This is a genomic window from Streptomyces speibonae (genome assembly GCF_984686075.1).
The window spans coordinates 7,374,610-7,400,578 of record NZ_OZ480260.1; the positions used below are offsets into that span (position 1 = coordinate 7,374,610).

The window sequence follows — 25,969 nt, forward strand, 5'->3', positions numbered from 1 at the left end:
GGACGTCCGCACCGGGACCGCGATGGACGCGGCGGCCGCCGGCACCGACGACCCCGTCGCCATCGTCGGGCTCTCCTGCCGCTTCCCCGGCGGGGTCCGCACCCCGGAGGACTTCTGGCGCCTCATCAGCGAGGGCGGCGACGCCATCACCCCGTTCCCCACCGACCGCGGCTGGGACCTGGACGCCCTCTACGACCCGGACCCCGGCCACCACGGCACCACATACGTCCGCGAAGGCGGCTTCCTGCACGACCTGGCCGACTTCGACCCCGCCTTCTTCGGCATCTCGCCCCGCGAGGCGGCCACCATCGACCCGCAGCAGCGGCTGCTCCTGGAGACCACCTGGGAGGCCTTCGAGCGCGTCGGCATCGACCCTCGGTCAGTCAAGGGCAGCCGCACCGGCGTGTTCGTCGGCTCCAGTTACCACGACTACGGCCTGCGGGTGCGCAACGCCCCCGAGGAGGTGGAGGGTTACCTCGGCATCGGCAGCGCGGGCAGCGTCGCCTCCGGCCGCATCTCCTACACCTTCGGCCTGGAGGGCCCGGCCGTCAGCGTCGACACCGCGTGCTCGTCCTCGCTGGTCGCCATCCACCTCGCCGCGCAGTCCCTGCGCTCCGGCGAGTGCACGCTGGCCCTGGCCGGCGGTGCCGCCGCGATGGCGACCCCGACCTCGTTCATCGAGTTCAGCCGGCAGCGGGGCCTGTCCGCCGACGGCCGCTGCAAGCCCTTCGCGGCCGCCGCCGACGGCACCGCCTGGGCCGAGGGCGTCGGCCTGGTCGTACTGGAACGGCTCTCCGACGCCCGGCGCCTCGGCCACCCGGTGCTGGCCCTGGTGCGCGGCAGCGCCGTCAACCAGGACGGCGCGTCCAACGGCCTGACCGCACCCAACGGCCCCTCCCAGCAGCGCGTCATCCGCGACGCCCTGACCAGCGCCCGCCTGACACCCGCGGAACTCGACGTGGTCGAGGCGCACGGCACCGGCACGAAGCTGGGCGACCCCATCGAGGCACAGGCGCTGCTGGCCACCTACGGCCAGGACCGCGACCGGCCGCTGCTACTGGGCTCGGTCAAGTCGAACATCGGCCACGCCCAGGCCGCCGCCGGCATCGCGGGCGTCATCAAGATGGTGCTCGCCATGCGGCACGGAACGGTGCCCGCCACCCTCCACGTGGACGAGCCGTCGCCCTTCGTCGACTGGAGCGCCGGCCGCGTCGACCTGGTCACCGGGAACACACCGTGGCCGGAGACCGGCCACCCGCGCCGCGCCGCCGTGTCCTCCTTCGGCGTCAGCGGCACCAACGCCCACACCATCCTGGAGCAGGCCCCGGACGACGAACCGGCCGCCACCGCCGGCCGGCGCGAGCCGCTTCCGGTGCCGCTGGTGCTCTCCGCGCGCAGCGCACCGGCGCTGCGCGCCCAGGCGGACCTGCTCGACCGCCACCTCGCGGACCACCCGGACCTGCGGCTCGCCGACGTCGCCCACACCCTGGCCACCGCCCGCGCCCACCTGGAGCACCGGGCGGTCGTGCCGCACGGCGACCGTGACGCGGTCCGCGCCGCCCTGCGCTCGGTGACCGGCAGCGTGCCGCCCGCCGAGCCCCGCGTGGCGTTCCTCTTCGCCGGCCAGGGCAGCCAGCGGCCGGGCATGGGGCTGCGGCTGCACCGCGAGTTCCCGGTGTTCGCCGCCGCCTTCGACGCCGTGTGCGCCGCCCTCGACCCGCTGCTCGACCGCCCCCTGCACGAGGTACTCGGCGCCGCGGATCCCGAGGACGCCGGCCTGCTCGACCGCACCGCCTGGACCCAGCCGGCCCTGTTCGCCGTCGAGGTCGCCCTGTTCCGGCTCGCCGAGCACTGGGGTCTGCGCCCCGACCTGCTCATCGGCCACTCGGTCGGCGAACTGGCCGCCGCACACGTCGCCGGGGTGCTGTCCCTGCCGGACGCCGCCCTGCTGGTGGCCGAGCGCGCCCGGCTGATGCAGGCCATGCGCGCCGACGGCGCCATGGTGTCCGTGATGGCGCCCGAGGAGACGGTGCTGCCGTACCTCGCCGAGTACGGCGACCGGGCCACCGTGGCCGCGGTCAACAGCACACTGGCCACCGTCGTCGCCGGTGACGAGGACGCCGTGCTGGGCCTCGCCGACCGGCTCGCGGCCGACGGCCGCAAGACCAAGCGGCTGCGCGTCAGCCACGCCTTCCACTCCCCGCACATGGACGCGATGCTGGAGGAGTTCGGCCAGGTCGCGGCCCGGCTGGAGTACCACCCGCCGCGCATCCCCGTCGTCTCCAACGTCACCGGCGAGATCGCCGGCGCCGACGAGCTGCGCACCCCGGACTACTGGGTGCGCCACGTCCGCGGCACGGTCCGGTTCCTCGACGGCGTACGGGCCCTCGAACGGGCCGGCGTGACGGCGTACGTCGAGATCGGCCCCGACGGCTCCCTCACCGCGCCGGCCCAGGACTGCCTGGAGCACCCGGCCGTGCTGATCCCGCTGCTGCACCGGGACCGCGACGAGACCGAGGCGGTCACCGCCGCCCTCGGCCGCTACCACGCCGAGGTGGCCGCCCCCGACTGGGAACGGGTCCTCGAGGACCGCGATGTACGCCGAGTGCCGCTGCCCACCTACGCGTTCCAGCGCGAGCGCCACTGGCTCGACGACACCGCCGGCGCCGGCGACGTGACGTCGGCGGGTCTGCTCGCCACCGGACACCCGCTGATCGGCGCCGCCGTCGAGGTCGCCGGCACCGACACCTACGTGTTCACCGGCAGACTGTCCCCGCACGACACGCCCTGGCTGGCCGACCACGAGGTCTTCGAAGAGGCCCTGTTCCCGGCGACCGCCTTCCTCGAACTGGCCGTCAGGGCGGCCGACGAGGTCGGCTGCGCCCGGGTCGACGAACTGTCCCTCGCGGCACCGCTGGTGCTGCCCGAGGACGGGGCCGTCGTCCTGCAGATGCGCGTGGGCCCGCAGGACGCGGACGGCACCCGCGGCCTGGAGGTGTTCTCCCGGCCGCAGCACGCGCCGGACGGCGAGGGGTGGACCCGGCACGCCGACGGTGTGCTGTCGCCGGGCGCCACGCCCGTCGCGCCGGCCGCCGCGACGCTCACGCAGTGGCCGCCGCCGGGCGCCGAACCGGTCGACGTGACCGGCCTGTACGAGCGGTTCGCCGAGAGCGGCTTCGCCTACGGCCCGGCCTTCCAGGGCCTGACGGCGGTGTGGCGGCGCGGCGAGGAGGTGTTCGCCGAGGCCGCCCTGCCCGCCTCCCTGCGGTCCGAGGCAGGCCGGTTCGGACTCCACCCGGCCCTCCTCGACAGCGTGCTGCACTCCCTCGCCTTCGGCGTGCTCAGCGGCAGCGGCCGGGCCTGGCTGCCCTTCGCCTGGAGCGGAGTCACCCTGCACGCGGCCGGCGCCGCCGCCGTCCGGCTGCGGATGGCGCCCACGGGGGACAGCTCGATGTCCGTCGTCCTGGCCGACGGCACCGGAGCCCCGGTCGCCACGGCCGAGTCGCTCGCCCTGCGGCCCGCCGCGCCCGCCCGGACCGCGACGGGCGGCGGACGCACCCACCGGACCCTGTTCCGCCCCGAGTTCACCGAGATTCCGCTGCCCGCCGCCCCCTCGCCCGTTCCCGCGTTCGAGACGCGCGGCTACGAGCCCGGGCAGGACGCGGCTGCCGTGCGCCGCGCCACCCGGCGGGCGCTGGCCGACATCCGCGACTGGCTCGCCGCCGACCGGGCCGGCGCGAAGCTCGTCTTCACCACCCGCGGCGCGGTGCCGGCGACCCCCGACAGCGACGTGACCGACCTCGCGGGCGCCGCCGTCTGGGGCCTGGTCCGCTCCGCGCAGACCGAACACCCGGACCGGTTCGTCCTGGTCGACCACGACTACGAGGACCGGGACCGGGCGGCCGCCGCCGTCGCGCGCGTTCTCGCCGGAGCCGAGCCGCAGATCGCCCTGCGCGACGGACGGGCCTACGCCCACCGCATCGCACGCGTCCCCGTAGGAGCCGCGGACGCCGCGGACGCCGCGCCGCAGTGGGAGCGCGGCGGCACCGTCCTGGTCACCGGCGGCACCGGCGCGATCGGCGCCCACGTCTCCCGGCACCTGGTCACCGCACACGGCGTCAAACGGCTGCTGCTGACCAGCCGTACCGGCCCGGCCGGTGAGGGCACCGCACGGCTGCACCGGGAACTGACCGCACTGGGCGCCCACGTCGAGGTGGCCGCCTGCGACGTCGCCGACCGCGACGCCCTCGCCGCCCTCCTCGCCGGCGTCCCGTCCGAGCACCCGGTCACCGCCGTCGTCCACACCGCCGGTGTCGTCCAGGACGGCATCGTGGCGTCGATCACCGACGAGCAACTGGACGCCACTCTGCGGCCCAAGGTCGACGCGGTCCTCAACCTCCAGGAACTCACCGGACCCGACCTGTCGGCCTTCGTCGTCTTCTCCTCCATCGCGGGCGTCCTCGGCGGCATGGGACAGGCCAACTACGCGGCGGCCAACGCCTTCCTCGACGCCCTGGCCCACCACCGCAGGGCCCGGGGCCTGCCGGCCGCCTCACTGGCGTGGGGCCTGTGGGCCAACGACACCGGCATGAGCGGCCACCTCGACGCCAACGACTTCAAACGCATCGCACGCGGCGGCATCATCCCCTTCCCGCCGGCCGAGGGCCTGGAACTGTTCGACACCGCGCTCGCCGAGGACCACCCGGTCCTGCTGCCGCTGCGCCTGGACACCGACGCGGTCCAGGCGCAGGGCGAGGTGCCCGCGGTGCTGCGCGGCCTGGTGCGCCCGGCCGTACGGCGCACCGCCGCCGGCACCGGCACCGGCGCCGACGGGGCGGCGGGCCTGGCCCAGCGGCTGTCCGCCATGACGGACACCCAGCGCCGGCGGGCCCTGCTCGACCTGGTCCGCGACCACGCGGCCACCGTGCTGGGCTTCGCCGACGCCGGTTCCCTCGACGTCGACCGGGGCCTGCTGGAGGTGGGCTTCGACTCGCTGACCGCGGTCGAACTGCGCAACCGGCTGGGCGCCGCAAGCGGACTGAGGCTGCCCGCCACCCTGCTCTTCGACCACCCGACGTGCCGCGCCGTCGCCGGCCACCTCGCCGACGAACTCGCACCCGGACCGGAGACCGGGCAGCTTCCCGGACTGGCCGAACTGGAGCGGCTCAGCACGCTCCTGGACGACGAGCGCCACCGCGAGGAGCTGACCGGCCGGCTCCACGACCTGCTGGCCAAGGCACGCGGGGCCGCCGGCGGCGACGTCGTCGAAGAACGCCTCGACGCGGCCGACGACGACGAGATCTTCGCCTTCATCGACAACGAGTTGGGCATGTCGTGACCGCCGATCAACGCAGAGGGACAGCAGTGAACGACGACAAGCTCCGTACGTACCTCAAGCGGGTCACGGCCGATCTGCACCGCACGCGACAGCGGCTGACCCACCTCGAGGCGAAGGACACCGAACCCGTCGCCATCGTGGGCATGGCCTGCCGCTACCCCGGCGGCGTCAACAGCCCCGAGGACCTGTGGCGCATGGTCGCCGCCGGCACCGACGCCGTCACCCCGTTCCCGGACGACCGCGGCTGGGACCTGGAACGGCTGTACGACCCCGACGGCAGCCGGCCGGACAGCAGCTACGCCCGCGAAGGCGGCTTCCTCGACGACGTCTCCGGCTTCGAGCCGCAGTTCTTCGGCATCTCACCGAACGAGGCGCTCGCCATGGACCCCCAGCAGCGGCTGCTCCTCGAGACCACCTGGGAGGCCTTCGAACGGGCCGGCATCGACCCGCAGGCCCGGCGCGGCGACCAGGTCGGCGTCTTCGCCGGCATGCAGTACCAGGACTACGGCTCCCGGCTGCGCCGGGTGCCCGAGGAGGTCGAGGGCTTCCTCGCCGGAGGCAACTCCGACAGCGTCGCCTCCGGCCGCATCTCCTACACCTTCGGCTTCGAGGGCCCCGCGGTCAGCGTCGACACCGCCTGCTCGTCGTCGCTGGTCGCACTGCACCTGGCGGTCCAGGCCCTGCGCTCCGAGGAGTGCACGCTCGCTGTGGCCGGCGGCGCCATGGTGATGTCGACCCCCGCCGCGTTCACCGAGATGAGCCGGCAGCGGGGCCTGGCCGCCGACGGCCGCTGCAAGTCCTTCGCCGCCGGCGCCGACGGCACCGGCTGGGGCGAGGGCGTCGGCATCCTCCTGCTGGAGCGACTCTCCGACGCCCGGCGCCACGGCCACCCCGTGCTCGCCCTCGTCCGCGGCACCGCCGTCAACCAGGACGGCGCCAGTTCCCGGCTCACCGCGCCCAACGGCCCCGCCCAGCAACGGGTCATCCGCAAGGCCCTGACCAACGCCGGGCTGACCCCGGTCGACATCGACGTCGTCGAGGCGCACGGCACGGGCACCCCGCTCGGCGATCCCATCGAGGCACAGGCGGTGCTCGCCACCTACGGCCGCGCGCACAGTCCCGAACAGCCGCTGCTCCTCGGCTCGCTGAAGTCGAACATCGGCCATACCCAGGCCGCCGCCGGAGTCGGCGGCATCATCAAGATGGTGCAGGCCATGCGGCACGGCCAGGTGCCGCCCACCCTGCACGCGGACCGGCCCACGCCCCAAGTCGACTGGGAGGCGGGCACGGTCCGGCTGGCCACCGAACTCCAGCCATGGCCCGGGACGGACCGGGTCCGCCGCGCCGCCGTCTCCTCCTTCGGCGTCAGCGGCACCAACAGCCACGTCGTCCTCGAACAGGCACCGGAGCCCGGGGAACCGGGGGAGACCGGAACCCCCGACACCGACGGCGCCGATGCGGCGCCCGCCGCGGTGACCGCCCCACCCGTCGTGCCCTGGACGCTCTCCGCACGCAGCCCGCAGGCCCTGCGCGCCCGCGCGGCCCAACTGCGCGCCCTCACCGGCCTCGACCCGCTGGACGTCGGCCACTCCCTGACCACCACCCGAGCCGCGCTGGAACACCGCGCCGTCGTGGTCGGCGGCGACAGCGGCGACACCGACGCCGCACTCGCCGCCCTCGCCCGTGACGAGGAACACCCCCTCCTGGTCCGTGGCACCGCCCGGCCCACCCGCGATGTGGTCTTCGTCTTCCCCGGACAGGGCAGCCAGTGGACCGGCATGGCCGCGGACCTCCTCGACACCTCGCCCGTCTTCGCCGACCGGATCGCCCAGTGCGCCGACGCCCTCGCCCCCCACGTCGACTGGTCCCTCGAGGACGTCCTGCGCTCCGGCGGCCCTGACCGGGTGGACGTCGTCCAGCCGGTGCTGTTCGCCGTGATGGTCTCCCTCGCCGCCCTCTGGCAGGCGGCCGGGGTCCGGCCGGACGCCGTCGTCGGACACTCCCAGGGCGAGGTCGCCGCGGCCGTGGTGGCCGGCGCCCTCTCACTGGAGGACGGCGCGCGCATCGTCGCCCTGCGCGGCAAGGTGCTGAACACCCTCGTCGGCCGCGGCGGCATGACCGCCGTCGCCCTCTCCGCCGAGGAGACCCGGCGCCGCATCGGCCCCGGCCTGTCCGTCGCCGCCGTCAACGGCCCCTCGTCCGTCGTCGTCTCCGGCGACACCGCCGCCCTCGCCGCCCTCGACACCTGGGACGACGTACGCGTCCGCCGCGTCCAGGTCGACTACGCCTCCCACTCCGCCCACGTCGAGGAGGTCCGCGAGGAACTGCTCACCGCCCTCGCCGACCTGACACCCCGCAGCGCCGGCATCCCCTTCTACTCCACGGTCACCGGCGGACTGCTGGACACCACGGCCCTCGACGCCGAGTACTGGTACCGCAACCTGCGCCGGACCGTGGAACTGGAGACCACGGTCCGCGCCCTCGGCGCCGCGGGCCACGACGTGTTCGTCGAAGTCAGCCCCCACCCGGTGCTGACCACGGCCATCGAGGAGACCGTCGCCGGCACGGTGGTGGGCACCCTGCGGCGCCAGGCGGGCGGCTGGGACCAGTTCCTGCTCTCCCTCGCCGAACTCCACGTGACCGGCGTCCCCACCGACCTCACCGCGCTCCTCCCCGGCGGAACCCGCGTCGACCTGCCCACCTACCCCTTCCAGCGGGAGGCCTACTGGCTGGAGGACCACTCCGGCCGGCAGGGCGACGTCGCCCAGGCCGGCCTCGGCTCCGCCGACCACCCGCTGCTCGGCGCCGCCGTAGCACTCGCCGACACCGACGGCGCCCTGCTCACCGGACGGTTCTCCGCACGCACCCACCCCTGGCTCGCCGACCACAAGGTGCGCGGCGCGATCCTGCTGCCCGGCACGGCGTTCCTGGAACTCGCCGCCCGCGCCGGCGACCAGGTGGGCTGCCAACAGGTCGAGGAACTCCTCCTGGAAACCCCGCTCGTGCTGCCCGAGAACGGCGCCGTGGCCATCCAGCTCGCGGTCGGCGCCCCCGACCGGGCCGGCCGCCGCACGGTCACCCTGCACGCCGCCCCCGACGGCACCGACGAGTGGACCCGCCACGCGAGCGGCACCCTGTCCGCCGCGCCCGTCAGCCCCGCCGCCGACCTCACCGTCTGGCCGCCGCGCGACGCCACCCCGATCGACCCCGCCGGCCTCTACGACCGCTGCGCCGCGGCCGGCTTCGGATACGGCCCGGCCTTCCAGGGCCTGCGCACGGCCTGGCGCCTCGGCGACGAGCTCTTCGCCGAGGTCGCCCTCCCCGAGGACCAGCGGGACGCGGCCCGCCTCTTCGGCCTGCACCCCGCGCTGCTCGACGCGGCACTGCACGTCACAGCCCTCGCCGACACCGCCGAGGCCCGGCTGCCGTTCTCCTGGAACGGCATGTCCCTGCACGCCCAGGGCGCCACCGCCCTCCGCGTCCGCATCGCGCCCGCGGGACAGGACGCCGTCTCCGTACACGTCGCGGACCCCGCCGGCCGGCCCGTAGCCTCGGTCCGGTCCCTCACCCTGCGGCCACCCGCCGGGAACACCGTGCGCGCCCCCGGCGCCGACTCCCTCTTCCGCCCGGCCTGGACCCCGGTGACCGCGGTGCCCGGCACCGCAGGACCGGCCGCGACCGTACGCATCGAGTCCGGCGGCGACGTCCGGACCGCCGTGCACCACGCCCTCGCCGAAGTGCAGCGCTGGATCGCCGACGACGAGCCGGGACGCCTGGCGTTCGTGACCACCGGAGCGATGTCCACCGCCCCGGAGGAGAACGTCACCGACCTCGCGGGCGCCGCCGTGTGGGGCCTGGTCAGGTCCGCCCAGTCCGAACACCCCGGACGCTTCGTCCTCGTGGACACCGACACCGACGGCACCGAGACACCCCTCGTCGCCGGCGAGGACCAGCTCGCCGTGCGCGGCGCCCGCCTCCTTGCCCCTCGCCTGGAGCGCGCCCGCTCCGACGGCGCCCCCGCCGCCCTCGACGGCACCGTCCTCATCACCGGCGGCACCGGCCTGCTCGGCTCCCACCTCGCCCGGCACCTCGTCACCCACCACGGCGTACGCGACCTCGTCCTGCTCAGCCGCACCGGACACGCCCCGGAACTGCGCGCGGAACTGACCGGACTCGGCGCCGACGTCGACATCGTGGCGTGCGACGCCGCCGACCGCGCGGCGCTGCAAACGGTCCTCGACGGACTGCGCCGGCCGCTGCGCGCCGTCATCCATGCCGCCGGCGCGCTCGACGACGGCGTCGTCACCGCCCAGACCCCCGAGCGCCTCGAAACCGTCCTGCGGCCCAAGGCGGACGCCGCGGTCAACCTCCACGAGCTGACCCGCGACCTCGACCTGTCCGCGTTCATCCTGTTCTCCTCCGCCTCCGGCGTCTTCGGCGGCCCCGGCCAGTCCAACTACGCCGCCGCCAACGCCCACCTCGACGCGCTGGCCCAGCACCGCCGCGCTGCCGGGCTGCCCGCACAGTCCCTCGCCTGGTCCCTGTGGGAACCGGCCAGCGCGATGACCGGCCACCTCGACGAGGCCGACCTGCGCCGCATCGCCCGCTCCGGCATGCCGCCCCTCACCGTCGAGCAGGGTCTCGCACTGTTCGACCAGGCGCTGTGCGCCCCGGACCCGCTGCTCGTCCTGATGCGCCTGGACCTGCCCGTCCTGCGCGCCTCCGCCGACCCGGTCCCGCCGCTGCTGCGCCAACTCGTCCGCACCCCGCCCCGCCGGGCCGCCGCCGCGCAGGAGCCCGACGAGGACACCACCTCCCTGGCCGCACAACTCGCCGCCCTGCCCGCCGCCGACCGGCTCGGCGCCGTCGTCGACCTGGTCCGCACCCGCGTCGCCACCGTCCTCGGTCACGCCTCCGCCGACGTCATCGACGGCAGCAGGGCCTTCCGCGACCTCGGCTTCGACTCGCTCGCCTCGGTCCAACTGCGCAACCGCCTCAACGCGGTCACCGGCCTCAAGCTCCCGGCGACCCTGGTCTTCGACCACCCGACCCCCATCGCCCTCGCCGAACACCTCCTCGCCGAACTCGGCGAGGAACAGGACACGGCCGCCGAAGCGGTGCGGACCGTCGCCGTGGACGAGCCGATCGCCGTCGTCTCGATCGGCTGCCGCTTCCCCGGGGACGTCCGCACCCCCGAGGACCTGTGGAACCTCGTCGCCTCCGGCGGTGACGCCATCACCGCCTTCCCCGGCGACCGCGGCTGGGACCTGGAGGGCCTGTACGACCCCGAAGGCGCCCGCCGCGGCACCTCGTACACACGGGAGGGAGGCTTCCTCGCCGAGGCCGCCGACTTCGACCCCGGCTTCTTCGGCATCAGCCCGCGCGAGGCGCTGGCCATGGACCCGCAGCAGCGGCTCCTGCTGGAGACCAGCTGGGAGGCGTTCGAACGTGCCGGCATCCGTCCGCAGGATCTCAAGGGCAGCGCCACCGGCGTCTTCGCCGGCGTGATGTCCCAGGACTACGCGGCACGCGTCACCGAGGTGCCCGAGGAGATCGAGGGCTTCCTCGGCACCGGCACCTCGCCCAGCGTGCTCTCCGGCCGTATCGCCTACACCTTCGGCCTGGAGGGGCCGGCGGTCAGCGTCGACACGGCGTGCTCCTCCTCGCTGGTCGCCATCCACCTGGCGAGCCAGGCGCTGCGCTCGGGCGAGTGCTCGCTCGCCCTCGCCGGCGGCGTCACCGTCATGTCGACCCCCGTCCTCTTCACCGAGTTCAGCCGCCAGCGCGGTCTGTCCCCCGATGGCCGCTGCAAGGCGTTCGCGGATGCCGCCGACGGCGCGGGTTTCGGCGAGGGCGCCGGAGTGGTTCTGCTGGAGCGGTTGTCGGACGCCCGTCGTAACGGGCACCCGGTGCTGGCCGTGGTGCGCGGCAGCGCGGTGAACCAGGACGGTGCCTCCAACGGGCTGTCCGCGCCCAACGGGCCTTCGCAGCAGCGGGTCATCCGGCAGGCGCTGGCCAACGCGGGCCTGGAACCGTCCGACGTGGACGCGGTGGAGGCGCACGGTACGGGTACGTCGTTGGGCGACCCGATCGAGGCGCAGGCGCTGCTGGCCACTTACGGGCAGGACCGTGAGGCGGAGCGGCCGCTGTGGCTGGGTTCGCTGAAGTCGAACATCGGTCACGCGCAGGCGGCGGCGGGTGTGGCCGGTGTCATCAAGATGGTGCAGGCGATGCGGCACGGTGTGCTGCCCAAAACCCTGCACGTTGATGAGCCGTCGTCGCACGTCGACTGGTCGGCGGGCCGGGTGGAGCTGTTGACCGAGGCGCGGGAGTGGGTGGAGGAGGGTGCTCCGCGCCGGGCCGGTGTCTCCAGCTTCGGTGTGAGTGGGACGAACGCGCATCTGATTCTGGAGCAGGCGCCGGTGGGGGAGCCGGTTGAGGCATCGGGTGTGCCGTCGGGTGTGGTGCCGTGGGTGGTGTCGGGGCGTTCGGTGGGGGCGTTGCGTGCGCAGGCGGGGCGTCTTGGGCCGCTGGTTGATAAGGATCCTGCTGCCGTGGGTGCGGCGTTGTGGGGCCGGTCGGTGTTCGAGCATCGTGCGGTGGTGGTGGGTGGTTCGGCGGAGGAGTTCGCGGCGGGTCTGCGGGCGGTGGCGGATGGTGAGGCGTTGGCGGGTGGTGTGGCGGGGCCGGTGGGCAGGACGGTGTTCGTGTTTCCGGGGCAGGGGTCGCAGTGGTCGGGGATGGCGGTGGAACTGCTGGGGTCGTCGTCGGTGTTCGCGGCGCGGTTCGGGGAGTGCGAGCGTGCACTTCAGCCGTTTGTGGACTGGTCGTTGGCGGAGGTGGTGCGGTCGGGTGTGTATGACCGGGTGGATGTGGTGCAGCCGGTGTTGTGGGCGGTGATGGTGTCGCTGGCTGCGGTGTGGGAGTCGGTGGGGGTGCGCCCTGATGCGGTGGTGGGGCATTCGCAGGGGGAGATCGCCGCTGCTGTGGTGGCGGGTGCGTTGTCGCTGGAGGACGGTGCGCGCGTCGTGGCTCTGCGCAGCAAGGCCATCACCGTCCTGGCGGGTCGTGGGGGCATGGTGTCGGTGCCGTTGCCGGTGGATGAGGTCCAACGGTTGTTGCCGGAGGGTGTGTCGGTGGCGGCGGTGAACGGTCCGTCCTCGGTGGTGGTGGCTGGTGATCCGGCCGGTCTGGAGGCGGTGTTGTCCTCCGTGGAGCGGGCCCGCCGTGTGCCGGTGGACTACGCCTCGCACTCGGCCCACGTGGAGGAGATCCAGCAAGAGATCCTCAAGGCTCTGGAAGGTGTGTCACCGCGGACCGCCAGGGTGCCGTTCTTCTCCACCGTGGACGTCGGATGGGCCGACGGCACGGGCCTCGATGCCGGGTACTGGTACCGCAACCTGCGCCGGACGGTCCAGTTCGAGGCCGCGGTACGGGAGCTGGCCGGCGACGGCCACGACGTCTTCGTCGAGGTCAGCGCCCACCCCGTCCTCACCCTGCCCGTCGAGGAGACCGCCGACGTCCTGGCCGTCGGTACCCTGCGCCGCGACGAGGGCGGTCTGCGCCGGTTCCTGACGTCGGCGGGTGAACTGTTCGTCCGTGGCGTGGCGGTGGACTTCACCCCGTTCTACGGAGGCGTCCCGCCCTGCCGCGATCTGCCGACCTATGCCTTCCAGCATCAGCGGTACTGGCTGGAGGATTCCGTGTCGCGTGGTGATGTGGGTGCGGTGGGGCTGCGCAGTGCGGAGCATCCGTTGCTGGGTGCCGCGTTGCCGTTGGCGGAGGCGGGGGCGTATCTGTTCACCGGGCGGCTGTCGTTGCGGTCGCATCCGTGGCTTGCGGACCATGCGGTGAACGGGACGGTGTTGTTGCCGGGTACGGCGTTCCTGGAGCTGGCCCAGCATGCGGGAGCGCAGCTCGGGTGTGGCACGGTCGAGGAGCTGACCCTGGAGGCACCACTCGTCCTGCCCGACCGTGCCGGAATCGCGATCCAGGTCGTGGTCGGCGCGCCCGCCCCCGACGGCAGCCGGCGGCTGACGGTCCACGGCAAGGCCGAGGACGCGCCCGCCGACCAGGAATGGACCCGCTACGCGGGCGGCATGCTCGCCGAGGCGAGCGCCCCCGCCGACTTCACCGCCCATGCCTGGCCCCCGGCCGGGGCCGAGGCGATGGACCTCGACGGTTACTACGGCCGCATGGCCGACAACGGCTTCGTCTACGGCCCGGCCTTCCAGGGGCTGCGCGCCGCCTGGCGACAGGGCGACACCCTCTACGCCGAGGTCGCCCTCCCCGACGAACAGACCGACGACGCCGACGCGTACGGTCTGCACCCCGCACTGCTGGACGCGGCGCTCCAGGCGGCGGGCCTGGGCGCGTTCTTCTCCGACGACGGGGCACGGCTGCCGTTCTCCTGGCGCGGGGTCTCCCTGTCGGCGTCCGGCGCCGACGTGCTGCGCGTCCGGGTCGCCACGGACGGGCCCGACTCGATCACGATCGCGGCCGCCGACAAGTCCGGCGAACCCGTCGTGACCGTCGGCTCACTGGTGGTCCGCCCGCTCAACCCCGCCCTGTTCCGCACCTCTCGCGAGCTCCCGTACCACGTCCAGTGGCCGGTACTGACGCTCGACACCGACGGCAGGCACCCGGAGCCCGAGGTGTTCGCCGTCGGCGACGGCTCGGTCCACGAGGTGACCACGCAGGTGCTCGCCCGGCTGCAGGCGGCCCTCACCGAGGACCGCACCCTCGTCGTCCGCACCGAAGCGGCCGTGGCCACAGAGCCGGACGCCGACGTGGATCCCGCGCACGCCGCGGTGTGGGGCCTGGTCCGTTCCGCTCAGGCGGAGCACCCCGACCGCTTCGTCCTGATCGACTCCGACGAGGCGTCCCACCTCCTGATGGCCGCCGCCGCGGCGACCGGCGAACCGCAGCTCGTGCTCCGCGACGGCGTCGCCCACCGGCCGCGGCTGGCCCGCGCCGGCACCGGGGACACCCTGCTGCCACCCGCCGACGGCACGCCCGCGTGGCTGCTGCGCACCACGGAACGCGGCACGCTGGAGAACCTGGCGCTGCTGCCCGCGCCCGAGTTGCTCGCCCCGCCGGCCGACCACGAGGTGCGCATCGAGGTCCGCGCCGCCGGCATGAACTTCCGTGACGCGCTCAACGCCCTCGGCCTGCTCCCCGGCGAACCGGGCCCGATGGGCATCGAGGGCGCCGGAGTCGTCACCGCGACCGGGCCGGGCGTCACCGATCTCGCGGTCGGGGACCGGGTCTTCGGGGTGTTCCCCGGCTGCTACGGGCCGTTCGCGGTCGCCGACCGGCGGATGCTGGCCCGGATGCCCGAGCAGTGGACCTTCGAACAGGCCGCCGCCACCCCCGTGGTCTTCCTCACCGCCTACCACGGACTGGTCGACCTGGCAGATCTGAGCGCCGGCGAGACCGTCCTCGTGCACGCCGCCGCGGGCGGCGTCGGCATGGCCGCCGTCCAGCTCGCCCGCCACCTCGGCGCCGAGGTCTACGGCACGGCCAGCACCGGCAAGTGGGACGCGACCGGACTCGACGCCGGCCACCTGGCCTCCTCCCGCACCGCCGACTTCGAGAGCGCCTTCCTCACCGCCACCGGCGGCCGCGGCGTGGACGTCGTTCTCAACTCCCTCACCGGCGAGCTCATCGACGCCTCGCTGCGCCTGATGCCGCGCGGCGGACGCTTCATCGAGATGGGCAGGACCGACCTCCGCGACCCCGAGCGGGTGGCGGCCGCCTACGAGGGGGTGCGCTACCGCGCCTTCGAGCTGATGGACGCCGGCCTCGACCGGATCCACGCGATGCTGACCGAGGTGCTCGCCCTCTTCGAGCGGGGCGTGCTGACGCCGCTGCCGACCCGCAGCTGGGACCTGCGCCGCGCCCGCGAGGCGATGCGCTTCCTCAGTCAGGCCAAGCACGTCGGCAAGCTCGTCCTCACCCCGCCCCGCCGGCTCGACCCCGAGCGCGCGGTCCTGTTCACCGGCGGCAGCGGAGTGCTGGCCGGGCTCGTCGCCCGACACCTCGTGGCCGAGCACGGCATCCGCCACCTGGTCATGCTCAGCCGCAGCGGCGCCGCCCCGGAGATCTCCGGCGCCGACGTCCGCGCCATCGCCTGCGACGTCTCCGACCGGGACGCGCTGGCCGACGTACTGAACTCGCTGGACCGGCCGCTGACCGCGGTCGTGCACACCGCGGGCGTCCTCGACGACGGCGTCCTGGCCGACCTTACGCCCGAACGCCTGGGCCGGGTCCTGAGCGCCAAGGCCGACGCCGCCCTCCACCTGCACGAGTTGACGCGGGACCAGGATCTGGCCGCGTTCGTGCTGTTCTCGTCGGCTGCGGGCAGCTTCGGCGCCCCCGGCCAGGCCAACTACGCCGCTGCCAACGCCTTCCTCGACGGCCTCGCCCAGCACCGGCGGGCGGCAGGGCTGCCCGCCCAGTCCATGGCCTGGGGCATGTGGACGGAGCGCAGCGGCCTGACCGCGCGGCTGGACGACGGCGACGTCGCCCGGATGGCCCGGTCCGGCATGATGCCGCTCTCGACGGAGCAGGGCCTCGCCCTGTTCGACGCCGCCCTGGCGACGGACCTCGCGGCGCCCGTCATGGTCCGCGTCGACCACGACGCGCTGCGCCGGCAGGCGGAGACGCTGTCCCCCGTGCTGCGCGGCCTGGTGCGCACGCCCGTGCGTCGGGCGGCCACCGGCGCGGGCACCGGGTCGTCCCTCGGGGACCGGCTCGCGGCCATGCCGGAGCCGGAGCGACAGCGGTACGTCCTCGACCTCGTACGCGGCACCGCGGCCGCGGTCCTCGGCCACGCCTCCCCGGACCACGTCGAAGCCGGCAGGGCCTTCCGAGAGCTCGGTTTCGACTCGCTCACCGCAGTGGAACTGCGCAACCGGCTGACGCGGGCCACCGGCCTGAAGCTGCCGGCCACCCTCGTCTTCGACTACCCGACCCCCGTGGCCCTGGGCGCCCATCTCCTCGCCGAACTGGCGGGCACCCGCACCGCCGCGGCGGCCGCCCCGGTGGCAGCGGCCTCCGACGAGCCGATCGCCATCGTCGCCATGGGCTGCCGGTTCCCCGGTGGCGTCAGCACCCCCGAGGCGTTGTGGGAGCTGCTGGCATCGGGCGGTGACGCGATCACCGGGCTGCCCACCGACCGCGGCTGGAACGTCGGCCGCCTCTACGACGCCGACCCCGACCGCGCGGGGACCTCCTACGTGCGGGAGGGCGGATTCCTCGACGCCGCGGGCGAGTTCGACGCGGGTTTCTTCGGCATCTCGCCGCGCGAAGCGCTGGCCATGGACCCGCAGCAGCGGCTGCTCCTGGAAACCAGCTGGGAGACGTTCGAGCGGGCCGGCATCGACCCGGCCTCGCTCAAGGGCACGCCCGGCGGCGTCTTCATGGGCACCAACAGCCAGGACTACGTCACCCTGCTGGCCGGGACCCCGGACGCCGGCCAGGGCTACATCGCCACCGGCAACTCGGCGAGCGTCGTCTCCGGCCGGCTGTCGTACACCTTCGGCCTGGAGGGGCCCGCGGTCACCGTCGACACGGCCTGCTCCTCCTCGCTGGTCGCCCTGCACCTGGCGAGCCAGGCGCTGCGCTCGGGCGAGTGCACCCTCGCGCTCGCCGGCGGTGTCATGGTGATGGCCACACCGGGCGGATTCGTGGAGTTCAGCCGGCAGCGCGGCCTGGCCGCGGACGGCCGGTGCAAGTCCTTCGGGGCCGGTGCCGACGGCTTCGGCATGGCCGAGGGCATCGGCGTCCTGCTGCTGGAGCGGTTGTCGGACGCCCGTCGTAACGGGCACCCGGTGCTGGCCGTGGTGCGCGGCAGCGCGGTGAACCAGGACGGTGCCTCCAACGGGCTGACGGCGCCCAACGGGCCTTCGCAGCAGCGGGTCATCCGGCAGGCGCTGGCCAACGCGGGCCTGGAACCGTCCGACGTGGACGCGGTGGAGGCGCACGGTACGGGTACGTCGTTGGGCGACCCGATCGAGGCGCAGGCGCTGCTGGCCACTTACGGGCAGGACCGTGAGGCGGAGCGGCCGCTGTGGCTGGGCTCGGTGAAGTCCAACATCGGTCACGCGCAGGCGGCGGCCGGTGTGGCCGGTGTCATGAAGATGGTGCTGGCCATGCAGCACGGCATGCTCCCGAGGACGCTGCACGTCGACGAGCCGTCGCCGCACATCGACTGGAGCACGGGCAGGGTCGAGCTGCTGACCGAGGCCCGTGAGTGGCCCGACGGCAACGGCCCGCGCCGGGCCGGTGTGTCGTCGTTCGGTATCAGCGGCACCAACGCGCACGCGATCATCGAGTCGGTACCCCCGGCCGCCGCGCCGCCCGCCCCGCCCGCGACGGTCGTGCCGTGGCTGCTGTCGGGCCGTACGCCGGAGGCCGTGGTGGCCCTGGCCGAGCGGCTGCGGCCGCTGGCCGGCGAGAACCCCGTGGACGTCGGCCACACCCTGGCGACCCGCACCGCGTTCGAGTACCGCTCGGTCGTGGTCGGCTGCGATGCCGAGGACTGGACGGCCGGCCTGTCCGCCCTAGACAACCCGGTCGCCTCCGGTGTGGGCAGGACGGTGTTCGTGTTTCCGGGGCAGGGGTCGCAGTGGTCGGGGATGGCGGTGGAACTGCTGGGGTCGTCGCCGGTGTTCGCGGCGCGGTTCGGGGAGTGCGAGCGTGCACTTCAGCCGTTTGTGGACTGGTCGTTGGCGGAGGTGGTGCGCTCGGGTGTGTATGACCGGGTGGATGTGGTGCAGCCGGTGTTGTGGGCGGTGATGGTGTCGCTGGCTGCGGTGTGGGAGTCGGTGGGGGTGCGCCCTGATGCGGTGGTGGGGCATTCGCAGGGGGAGATCGCCGCTGCTGTGGTGGCGGGTGCGTTGTCGCTGGAGGACGGTGCGCGCGTCGTCGCCCTGCGCAGCAAGGCCATCACCGTCCTGGCGGGTCGTGGGGGCATGGTGTCGGTGCCGTTGCCGGTGGACGAGGTCCAACGGTTGTTGCCGGAGGGTGTGTCGGTCGCGGCGGTGAACGGCCCGTCCTCGGTGGTGGTGGCGGGTGATCCGGCCGGTCTGGAGGCGGTGTTGTCCTCCGTGGAGCGGGCCCGCCGTGTTCCGGTGGACTACGCCTCGCACTCGGCCCATGTGGAGGAGATCCGTCAGGAGATCCTGGACGTGCTCGCGCCCGTGTCACCCCGCGCGGCCAGGGTGCCGTTCTTCTCCACCGTGGACGTCGGATGGGCCGACGGCACGAACCTCGATGCCGGGTACTGGTACCGCAACCTGCGCCGGACGGTCCAGTTCGAGGCGGCCGTGCGCGAGTTGGCCGGCGACGGCCACGGCGCCTTCATCGAGGTCAGCGCCCACCCCGTCCTCACCATGCCCGTCGAGGAGACCGCCGAGGACATCGGCGGCGACACCGCGGTCCTGGCGGTCGGCACCCTGCGCCGCGACGACGGCGGCCTGCGCCGCTTCATGACCTCGCTCGGCACCGCCTGGGCGCACGGCGTGGACGTGGACCCGGCCGCGCTCTACCCGGGTGGCCGGCACGTGGACCTGCCCACCTATCCCTTCCAGCGTGAACGGTACTGGCTGGCGCCACCGTCCCCGGAGATCTCCACGGACTCCTGGCGCTACCGCGTCACTTGGCGCCGGGCCACGCCCGAGGCACGGCCCCTGCCCGGTACCTGGCTGGCGGTCGTCCCCGAGGGGCACCGCGAGGACGCCTGGGTGGCTGGCGCACTCCTCGCGCTCACCGAGCGCGGTGCCCGAGTCGAGGAGTACGTCGTCCCCGCCGGCACCCGTCGCCGGGAACTGGCCTCGGCCCTCGCCGACCGGGCACGGCCGGAGGGCGTGCTGTCGCTGCTGGCCCTGGCTGAGCGGCCCGACCCGGAACACCCGGGCCTGACCACGGGCCTGGCGCTCACCACCGTGCTCACCCAGGCGCTGCACGATGCGGGCTGGACCGCGCCGCTGTGGTGCCTGACCCGGGGCGCCACCTCCGCGGGCGGCGCCGCGGACCTGCGGCAGCCCGCGCAGGCGGCGGTGTGGGGGCTCGGTCGTGTCATCGGCCTGGAGCACCCGGAGTTCTGGGGTGGCCTGGTCGACCTGCCCGCCGAGTACGACGAGCGGTCCGCCGCCGAACTCCGCGCCGTGCTCGCGGGCGCCGGTGACGAGGACCAGTGGGCGGTCCGCGGCGGCACCACCCTGGTGCGCCGCCTCACCCGTGCCCCACAGGAGGGCGGGCCGGCCCGGAGGTCCTGGCGCCCGCGTGGCACCGTCCTGCTCACCGGTGCCACGGGCGCGGTCGGACCGTACATCGTCCGCTGGCTGGCCGCCGCGGGAGCCGAGCATCTGGTGCTGGCCGGCCGACGCGGCGGCGCGGACGTGCCCGGCGCCCCCGAACTCACCGCGGAACTTGCCGAGTCGGGGACACGCCTCGAGTACGCAGCCTGCGACGTCACCGACCGTACGGCGGTGGAGGCGTTGGTGGAGCGGCTGGACGCGGCGGGCACTCCCGTCCGCACGGTCGTCCACGCCGCTGCACTCATCCAGATCGCGTCGCTGGCCGACACCTCGCTGACCGAGTTCGAAAACGTCGTGCACGCCAAGGTCGCGGGCGCGGTCCACTTGGCCGAACTTCTGCCCGACCTGGACGCTTTCCTCCTCTTCTCCTCGATCGCCGGGGTCTGGGGCAGCGGCGACCACGGCGCTTACGCCGCCGCCAACGCCTTCCTCGACGCTTTCGCCGAGCACCTGCGCGCATGCGGCACACCGGCCACCTCCCTCGCCTGGGGCATCTGGAACACCCCGAACCTCGTGGAGTCGGCCGCCATGCCCGGCGGCCTGGACATGGACCGGGTACGCCGCCAGGGGCTGCCGTTCATCGACCCGGAGGCGGCCGTCGCGGCGCTCCAACGGGCCATGGACGACGACGAGACGTTCCTCGCCGTCGCCGATGTGGACTGGTCGCGCTTCGCGCCCGTCTTCACCTCCGTCCGGCCCCGTCCCCTGCTGGACGAAATCCCGGAGGTGGCGGCTCAGGCCCAGATCCTGGAGGAGTCCATCGCCGTCGCACCGGTGGCGGCCCGGCTGTCCGAGGCCGAACTCGTCGCACTCGTCCGCGAGGCGGTCGCCTCGGTCCTCGGTCACTCCGGAGCCGACGCGGTCGACCCCAGGCGCGCCTTCCGCGACATCGGGTTCGACTCGCTCACCGCGGTGGAACTGCGCAACCGGCTCAACGCCGCGACCGGACTGCGGCTGCCCACCACGGTCGTCTTCGACCACCCCAACGTCCATGCCGTAGCCCGTCATCTGCGCGCGGAGCTGACCCAGGACACCGCAGCCCCGGAGGCCACCGTCGTGGGCGCGGCCGAGGACGAGCCGATCGCACTGGTGGGCATGGCCTGCCGGTTCCCGGGCGGTGTCAGCAGCCCGGAGGAGCTGTGGGAGCTGCTGCGCGCGGGCGGTGACGTCGTCTCGGACTTCCCGGCCGACCGCGGCTGGGATGTGGACGGCCTCTACGACCCGGACCCCGACAAGCCCGGCACGTCGTACACCCGGCAGGGCGGCTTCCTCACCGCAGCGGGCGACTTCGACCCGGTGTTCTTCGGCATCAGCCCCCGTGAGGCGCTCACCATGGACCCCCAGCAGCGGTTGCTCCTGGAGACGGCGTGGGAGGCGTTCGAACGGGCCGGCATCGACCCGGAGAGCCAGCGGGGCGCGCGGGCCGGCGTCTTCGTCGGCACCGGCTATCAGGGGTACGGCGTCAACGCCGAGGTCCCCGAGGGACTCCAGGGCCAGATGGTCACGGGCGGCTCCGCCAGCGTCACGTCCGGCCGCATCGCGTACACCTTGGGACTGGAGGGGCCGGCGGTCAGCGTCGACACGGCGTGCTCCTCGTCGCTGGTCGCCATCCACCTGGCGGGCCAGGCGCTGCGCTCGGGCGAGTGCTCGCTCGCCCTCGCCGGCGGTGTCACCGTGATGGCCACACCGGAGGGCTTCATCGGCTTCAGCCGGCAGCGCGGACTCGCCGCCGACGGCCGCTGCAAGGCGTTCGCCGCCGCGGCCGACGGCATGGGAATGTCCGAGGGCGTCGGCATGGTCGTCCTGGAACGGCTGTCGGACGCCCGTCGTAACGGTCACCCGGTGCTCGCGGTGATCCGCGGCAGCGCCATCAACCAGGACGGCGCCTCCAACGGCCTGTCCGCGCCCAACGGTCTCGCGCAGCAGCGCGTCATCCGGCAGGCGCTGGCCAACGCCCGGCTGGAGCCCTCCGATGTGTACGCCGTCGAGGCGCACGGCACGGGCACGACGCTGGGCGACCCGATCGAGGCGCAGGCGCTGCTGGCCACCTACGGGCAGAACCGCGAGGAACCGCTGTGGCTGGGCTCGGTGAAGTCCAACATCGGCCACACCCAGCTCGCCTCCGGCGTGGCCGGTGTCATCAAGATGGTGCTGGCGCTGCGACACGGGGTGCTGCCCAGAACTCTGCACGTGGACGAGCCGTCGCCGCATGTCGACTGGTCGGCGGGCCGAGTGGAGCTGCTGACCGAGGAACGGCCCTGGGACGGGCCTCGCCGCGCCGGCGTGTCGTCGTTCGGCCTCAGCGGTACGAACGCGCATCTGATTCTGGAGCAGGCGCCGGTGGGGGAGCCGGTTGAGGCATCGGGTGTGCCGTCGGGTGTGGTGCCGTGGGTGGTGTCGGGGCGTTCGGTGGGGGCGTTGCGTGCGCAGGCGGCACAGCTTGGGCCGCTGGTGGGGGAGGACCGCGCGGCGGTGGGTGCGGCGTTGTGGGGCCGGTCGGTGTTTGAGCATCGTGCGGTGGTGGTGGGTGGTTCGGCGGAGGAGTTCGCGGCGGGTCTGCGGGCGGTGGCGGATGGCGAGCCGCTGACGGGTGGTGTGGCGGGGCCGGTGGGCAGGACGGTGTTCGTCTTTCCGGGGCAGGGGTCGCAGTGGTCGGGGATGGCGGTGGAACTGCTGGGGTCGTCGTCGGTGTTCGCGGCGCGGTTCGGGGAGTGCGAGCGCGCGTTGGAGCCGTTTGTGGACTGGTCGTTGGCGGAGGTGGTGCGCTCGGGTGTGTATGACCGGGTGGATGTGGTGCAGCCGGTGTTGTGGGCGGTGATGGTGTCGCTGGCTGCGGTGTGGGAGTCGGTGGGGGTGCGTCCGGATGCGGTGGTGGGGCATTCGCAGGGGGAGATTGCCGCTGCTGTGGTGGCGGGTGCGTTGTCGTTGGAGGACGGTGCGCGGGTCGTGGCTCTGCGGAGCCGGGCGATCAGGGGGTTGGCGGGTCGTGGGGGCATGGTGTCGGTGCCGTTGCCGGTGGACGAGGTGCGCGGGTTGTTGCCGGAGGGTGTGTCGGTCGCGGCGGTGAACGGCCCCTTGTCGGTGGTGGTGGCGGGTGATCCGGCCGGGCTGGAGACGGTCCTGTCCTCCGTGGAGCGGGCCCGCCGCGTCCCGGTCGACTACGCCTCGCACTCGGCGCATGTGGAGGAGATCCGGCAGGAGATCCTGGACGTCCTTGCGCCCGTGTCACCGCGGACCGCCAGGGTGCCGTTCTTCTCCACGGTGGACGTCGGATGGGCCGACGGCACGCGCCTTGATGGCGGGTACTGGTACCGCAACCTGCGCCGGCCGGTCCAGTTCGAGGCCGCAGTACGGGAGCTTGCCGGCGACGGCCACGACGTCTTCGTCGAAGTCAGTGCCCACCCCGTCCTGACGGTGGGGCTGGACGAGACCGTCGGTGACGAAGCGGTGATATCAGGCACCTTGCGCCGTGACGAGGGCGGTCTGCACCGTTTCCTGACGTCGGCGGGTGAACTGTTCGTCCGTGGAGTCGAGGTGGACTTCACCTCGTTCTACGGAGGCGTCCCGCCCTACCGGGATCTGCCGACCTACGCCTTCCAGCATCAGCGGTATTGGCTGGAGGCTTCCGTGTCGCGTGGTGACGTGGGTGCGGTGGGGCTGCGCAGTGCGGAGCATCCGTTGCTGGGTGCCGCGTTGCCGTTGGCGGAGGCGGGGGCGTATCTGTTCACCGGGCGGTTGTCGTTGCGGTCGCATCCGTGGCTGGCGGACCATGCGGTGAACGGGACGGTGTTGTTGCCGGGTACGGCGTTTCTTGAGCTGGCCCAGCATGCGGGAGCGCAGCTCGGGTGTGGCACGGTCGAGGAGCTGACCCTGGAGGCACCGCTCGTCCTGCCCGACCGCGCCGGACTGACCCTGCAGCTCTCGGTGGGCGTGCCCGACACGTCCGGGCGGCGCTCGCTCAACCTGTACGCACGGGAGGAGGACGCTCCCGCCGACCAGGAGTGGACCCGGCACGCGACCGGCACGCTCATCACCGGGGAGGCGACGGCGGAGGACCTGACCGGGCCGTGGCCCCCGGCCGGGGCCGAACCCCTGGACACCAGCGGCCTGTACACCCGCTTCGCCGAGCACGGTTATCAGTACGGTCCCGGATTCCAGGGGCTCAGGGCGGCCTGGCACCACGGCGACGACGTGTACGCCGAAGTCGCCCTGCCCGAGGCGCAGCACGATCGTGCCCGGCGGTTCGGCCTGCATCCGGCGCTCCTGGACGCGGCGTTGCACGCGCTGTGGCTGGCGGCCGTCCAGGGTGGCCCGTCAGCGGGCGACGCCGCCGGCATCCGGCTGCCGTTCACCTGGGGCGGGACGAGCCTGTACGCGTCGGGCGCGACGACCCTGCGGGTCCGGCTGACGACGACGGGCACCGACGAGGTCGCGATCACCGTCGCCGACGCCGCCGGAACCCCGGTCGCCGCCGTCGAGTCGCTGGTGACGCGCCCGCTCGTGGCAGGACAACTGGAGGCCGCCCGCGTACGGTCGCTGTACCGGGTCGACTGGCATCCGGCGACCGCCGACGGCACGCGCGTACCGCTGTACGAGGTGGGGGACTTCACCGGACCCGACGACGACGTGCACGCCGTCGCCCACCGGGCGCTGGGCCGGGTCCAGGAGTGGCTGGCCGCGGAGTACGAGGACGACCGGCGTCTGGTGTTCGTCACCCGCGGTGCGGCCGGGCCCGGAGCCGGGGACGCGGTGCCCGCGTCGGTGTGGGGCCTGGTCAGGGCGGCGCAGATCGAGCACCCCGGTCAGTTCGTGCTGCTGGACCTCGGTCCGGCCGACGACGTCCACCAGTGGCTGCCCGTCGCCGTGGCCTGCGGCGAACCGCAGGTCGCGGTCCGGGACGGTGCCGTACTCGCGGCGCGTCTCGTACGGGCCGCGCCGACCGGCGAGGAGCCGAAGTGGGACCCGAACGGCACGGTCCTCATCACCGGTGCGAGCGGTGTCCTCGGTGGGCTGACCGCACGGCACCTGGTGGACCGGCACGGAGTGCGCGATCTCGTTCTGGTCGCACGCTCCGGCCCCGATCCGGGTCTGGTCGAGGAACTGGCGGCGGCGGGCGCCCGGGTGGTGGCCGTCCGCTGTGACGCGGCCGACCGCACGGCGATGGCCGAGGTCGTCGCCGGCATTCCCGCCGACCGACCGCTGACCGGGGTGGTGCACGCGGCCGGCGTGCTCGACGACGCACCGGTCACGTCGCTGACGCCGGAGCAGATGGACCGCGTACTGCGCTCCAAGGCCGACGCGGCGCTGCTGCTCGACGAGCTGACGCGCGACCTCAAGCTCTCCGCGTTCGTGCTGTTCTCCTCGGCGTCGGCGACGTTCGGCGCGGCCGGTCAGGCCAACTACGCCGCGGCCAACGCCTTCCTCGACGCGCTGGCCGAGCGCCGCCGGGCCGCGGGCCTGCCGGCCCAGTCGCTGGGCTGGGGCTTCTGGGAGCAGCGCAGCGCCATGACCGGCGGCCTCGGTGACCGGGACGTGGTCAGGCTGACCGACGGGGGCGTACGGCCCATCGGCTCGGCCGACGGACTCGCGCTGTTCGACGCCGCGTCGGCCATGGACGACGCCGTGCTGGTCCCGATCCACCTGGACCTGTCGCCCCGCGGCGGGCAGATTCCGCCGCTGCTGCGGCACCTGGTGCGGCCCGCCGTGCGGCGGACCCGGACCGTGGCCGAGGGTTCGGCTGACGCGACGACGTTCCGGCAGCGTCTCGAAGGGCTGCCGGAAGAGGCGCGCCGGGACAGCCTGCTGGATCTGGTGCGGTCGGCGGTGGCCGGGGTCGTCGCCTACGACGGGCCCGACGCTGTCGACCCGGACACGACGTTCATGAGCCTCGGCTTCGACTCGCTGATGGCCGTCGAACTGCGCAACCGGCTCTCCGCCGCCGTCGGCATCCGGCTGACCCCGACGCTGGTGTTCGACTACCCGACGGCCTCGGGGCTGACCGGCCACCTCTACGACAAGCTGGGACTGGCCCCGGCCGAGCCACCCGCGGCGCTCGCGGAACCGGCAGGGGGCGCGGACGACGAGGAGGTCCGCGAGGCCGTCGCGTCCGTCTCCGTGGAGCAATTGCGCGCGGCCGGCGTGCTCGACGTGATCCTGCGGCTGGCGCGGGAGGCCCGTCGGCAGCCGGAGGCCGACCGGATCAGTCACATCCAGAGCATGGACGTGGAGGACCTTGTCCGCTTGGCCGGCGCCCTTGGCAATGACGAATCCTGACCCGGATCGACGTGTGTGGAGCTCAAGATGACTG

Annotated in this window: 2 protein-coding genes (1 of these 2 cut by a window edge); both read left to right on the forward strand. The window is 74.0% G+C overall.

Going from position 1 to position 25,969, the window contains the following annotated elements; translation table 11 throughout:
• Positions 1-5,338, forward strand: the final stretch of a protein-coding gene (locus AC5L3C_RS33260) for a type I polyketide synthase (RefSeq protein WP_493652829.1). It extends 9,002 nt beyond the left edge of the window; 5,338 of the gene's 14,340 nt are visible here — the last part of the coding sequence; the start codon falls outside the window, past its left edge; the stop codon is at positions 5,336-5,338.
• 26 nt (positions 5,339-5,364) lie between these two features.
• Complete coding sequence (locus AC5L3C_RS33265) at positions 5,365-25,935, forward strand: SDR family NAD(P)-dependent oxidoreductase (RefSeq protein ID WP_493652830.1); 20,571 nt, start codon at positions 5,365-5,367, stop codon at positions 25,933-25,935.
• Positions 25,936-25,969: the final 34 nt, after the last annotated feature.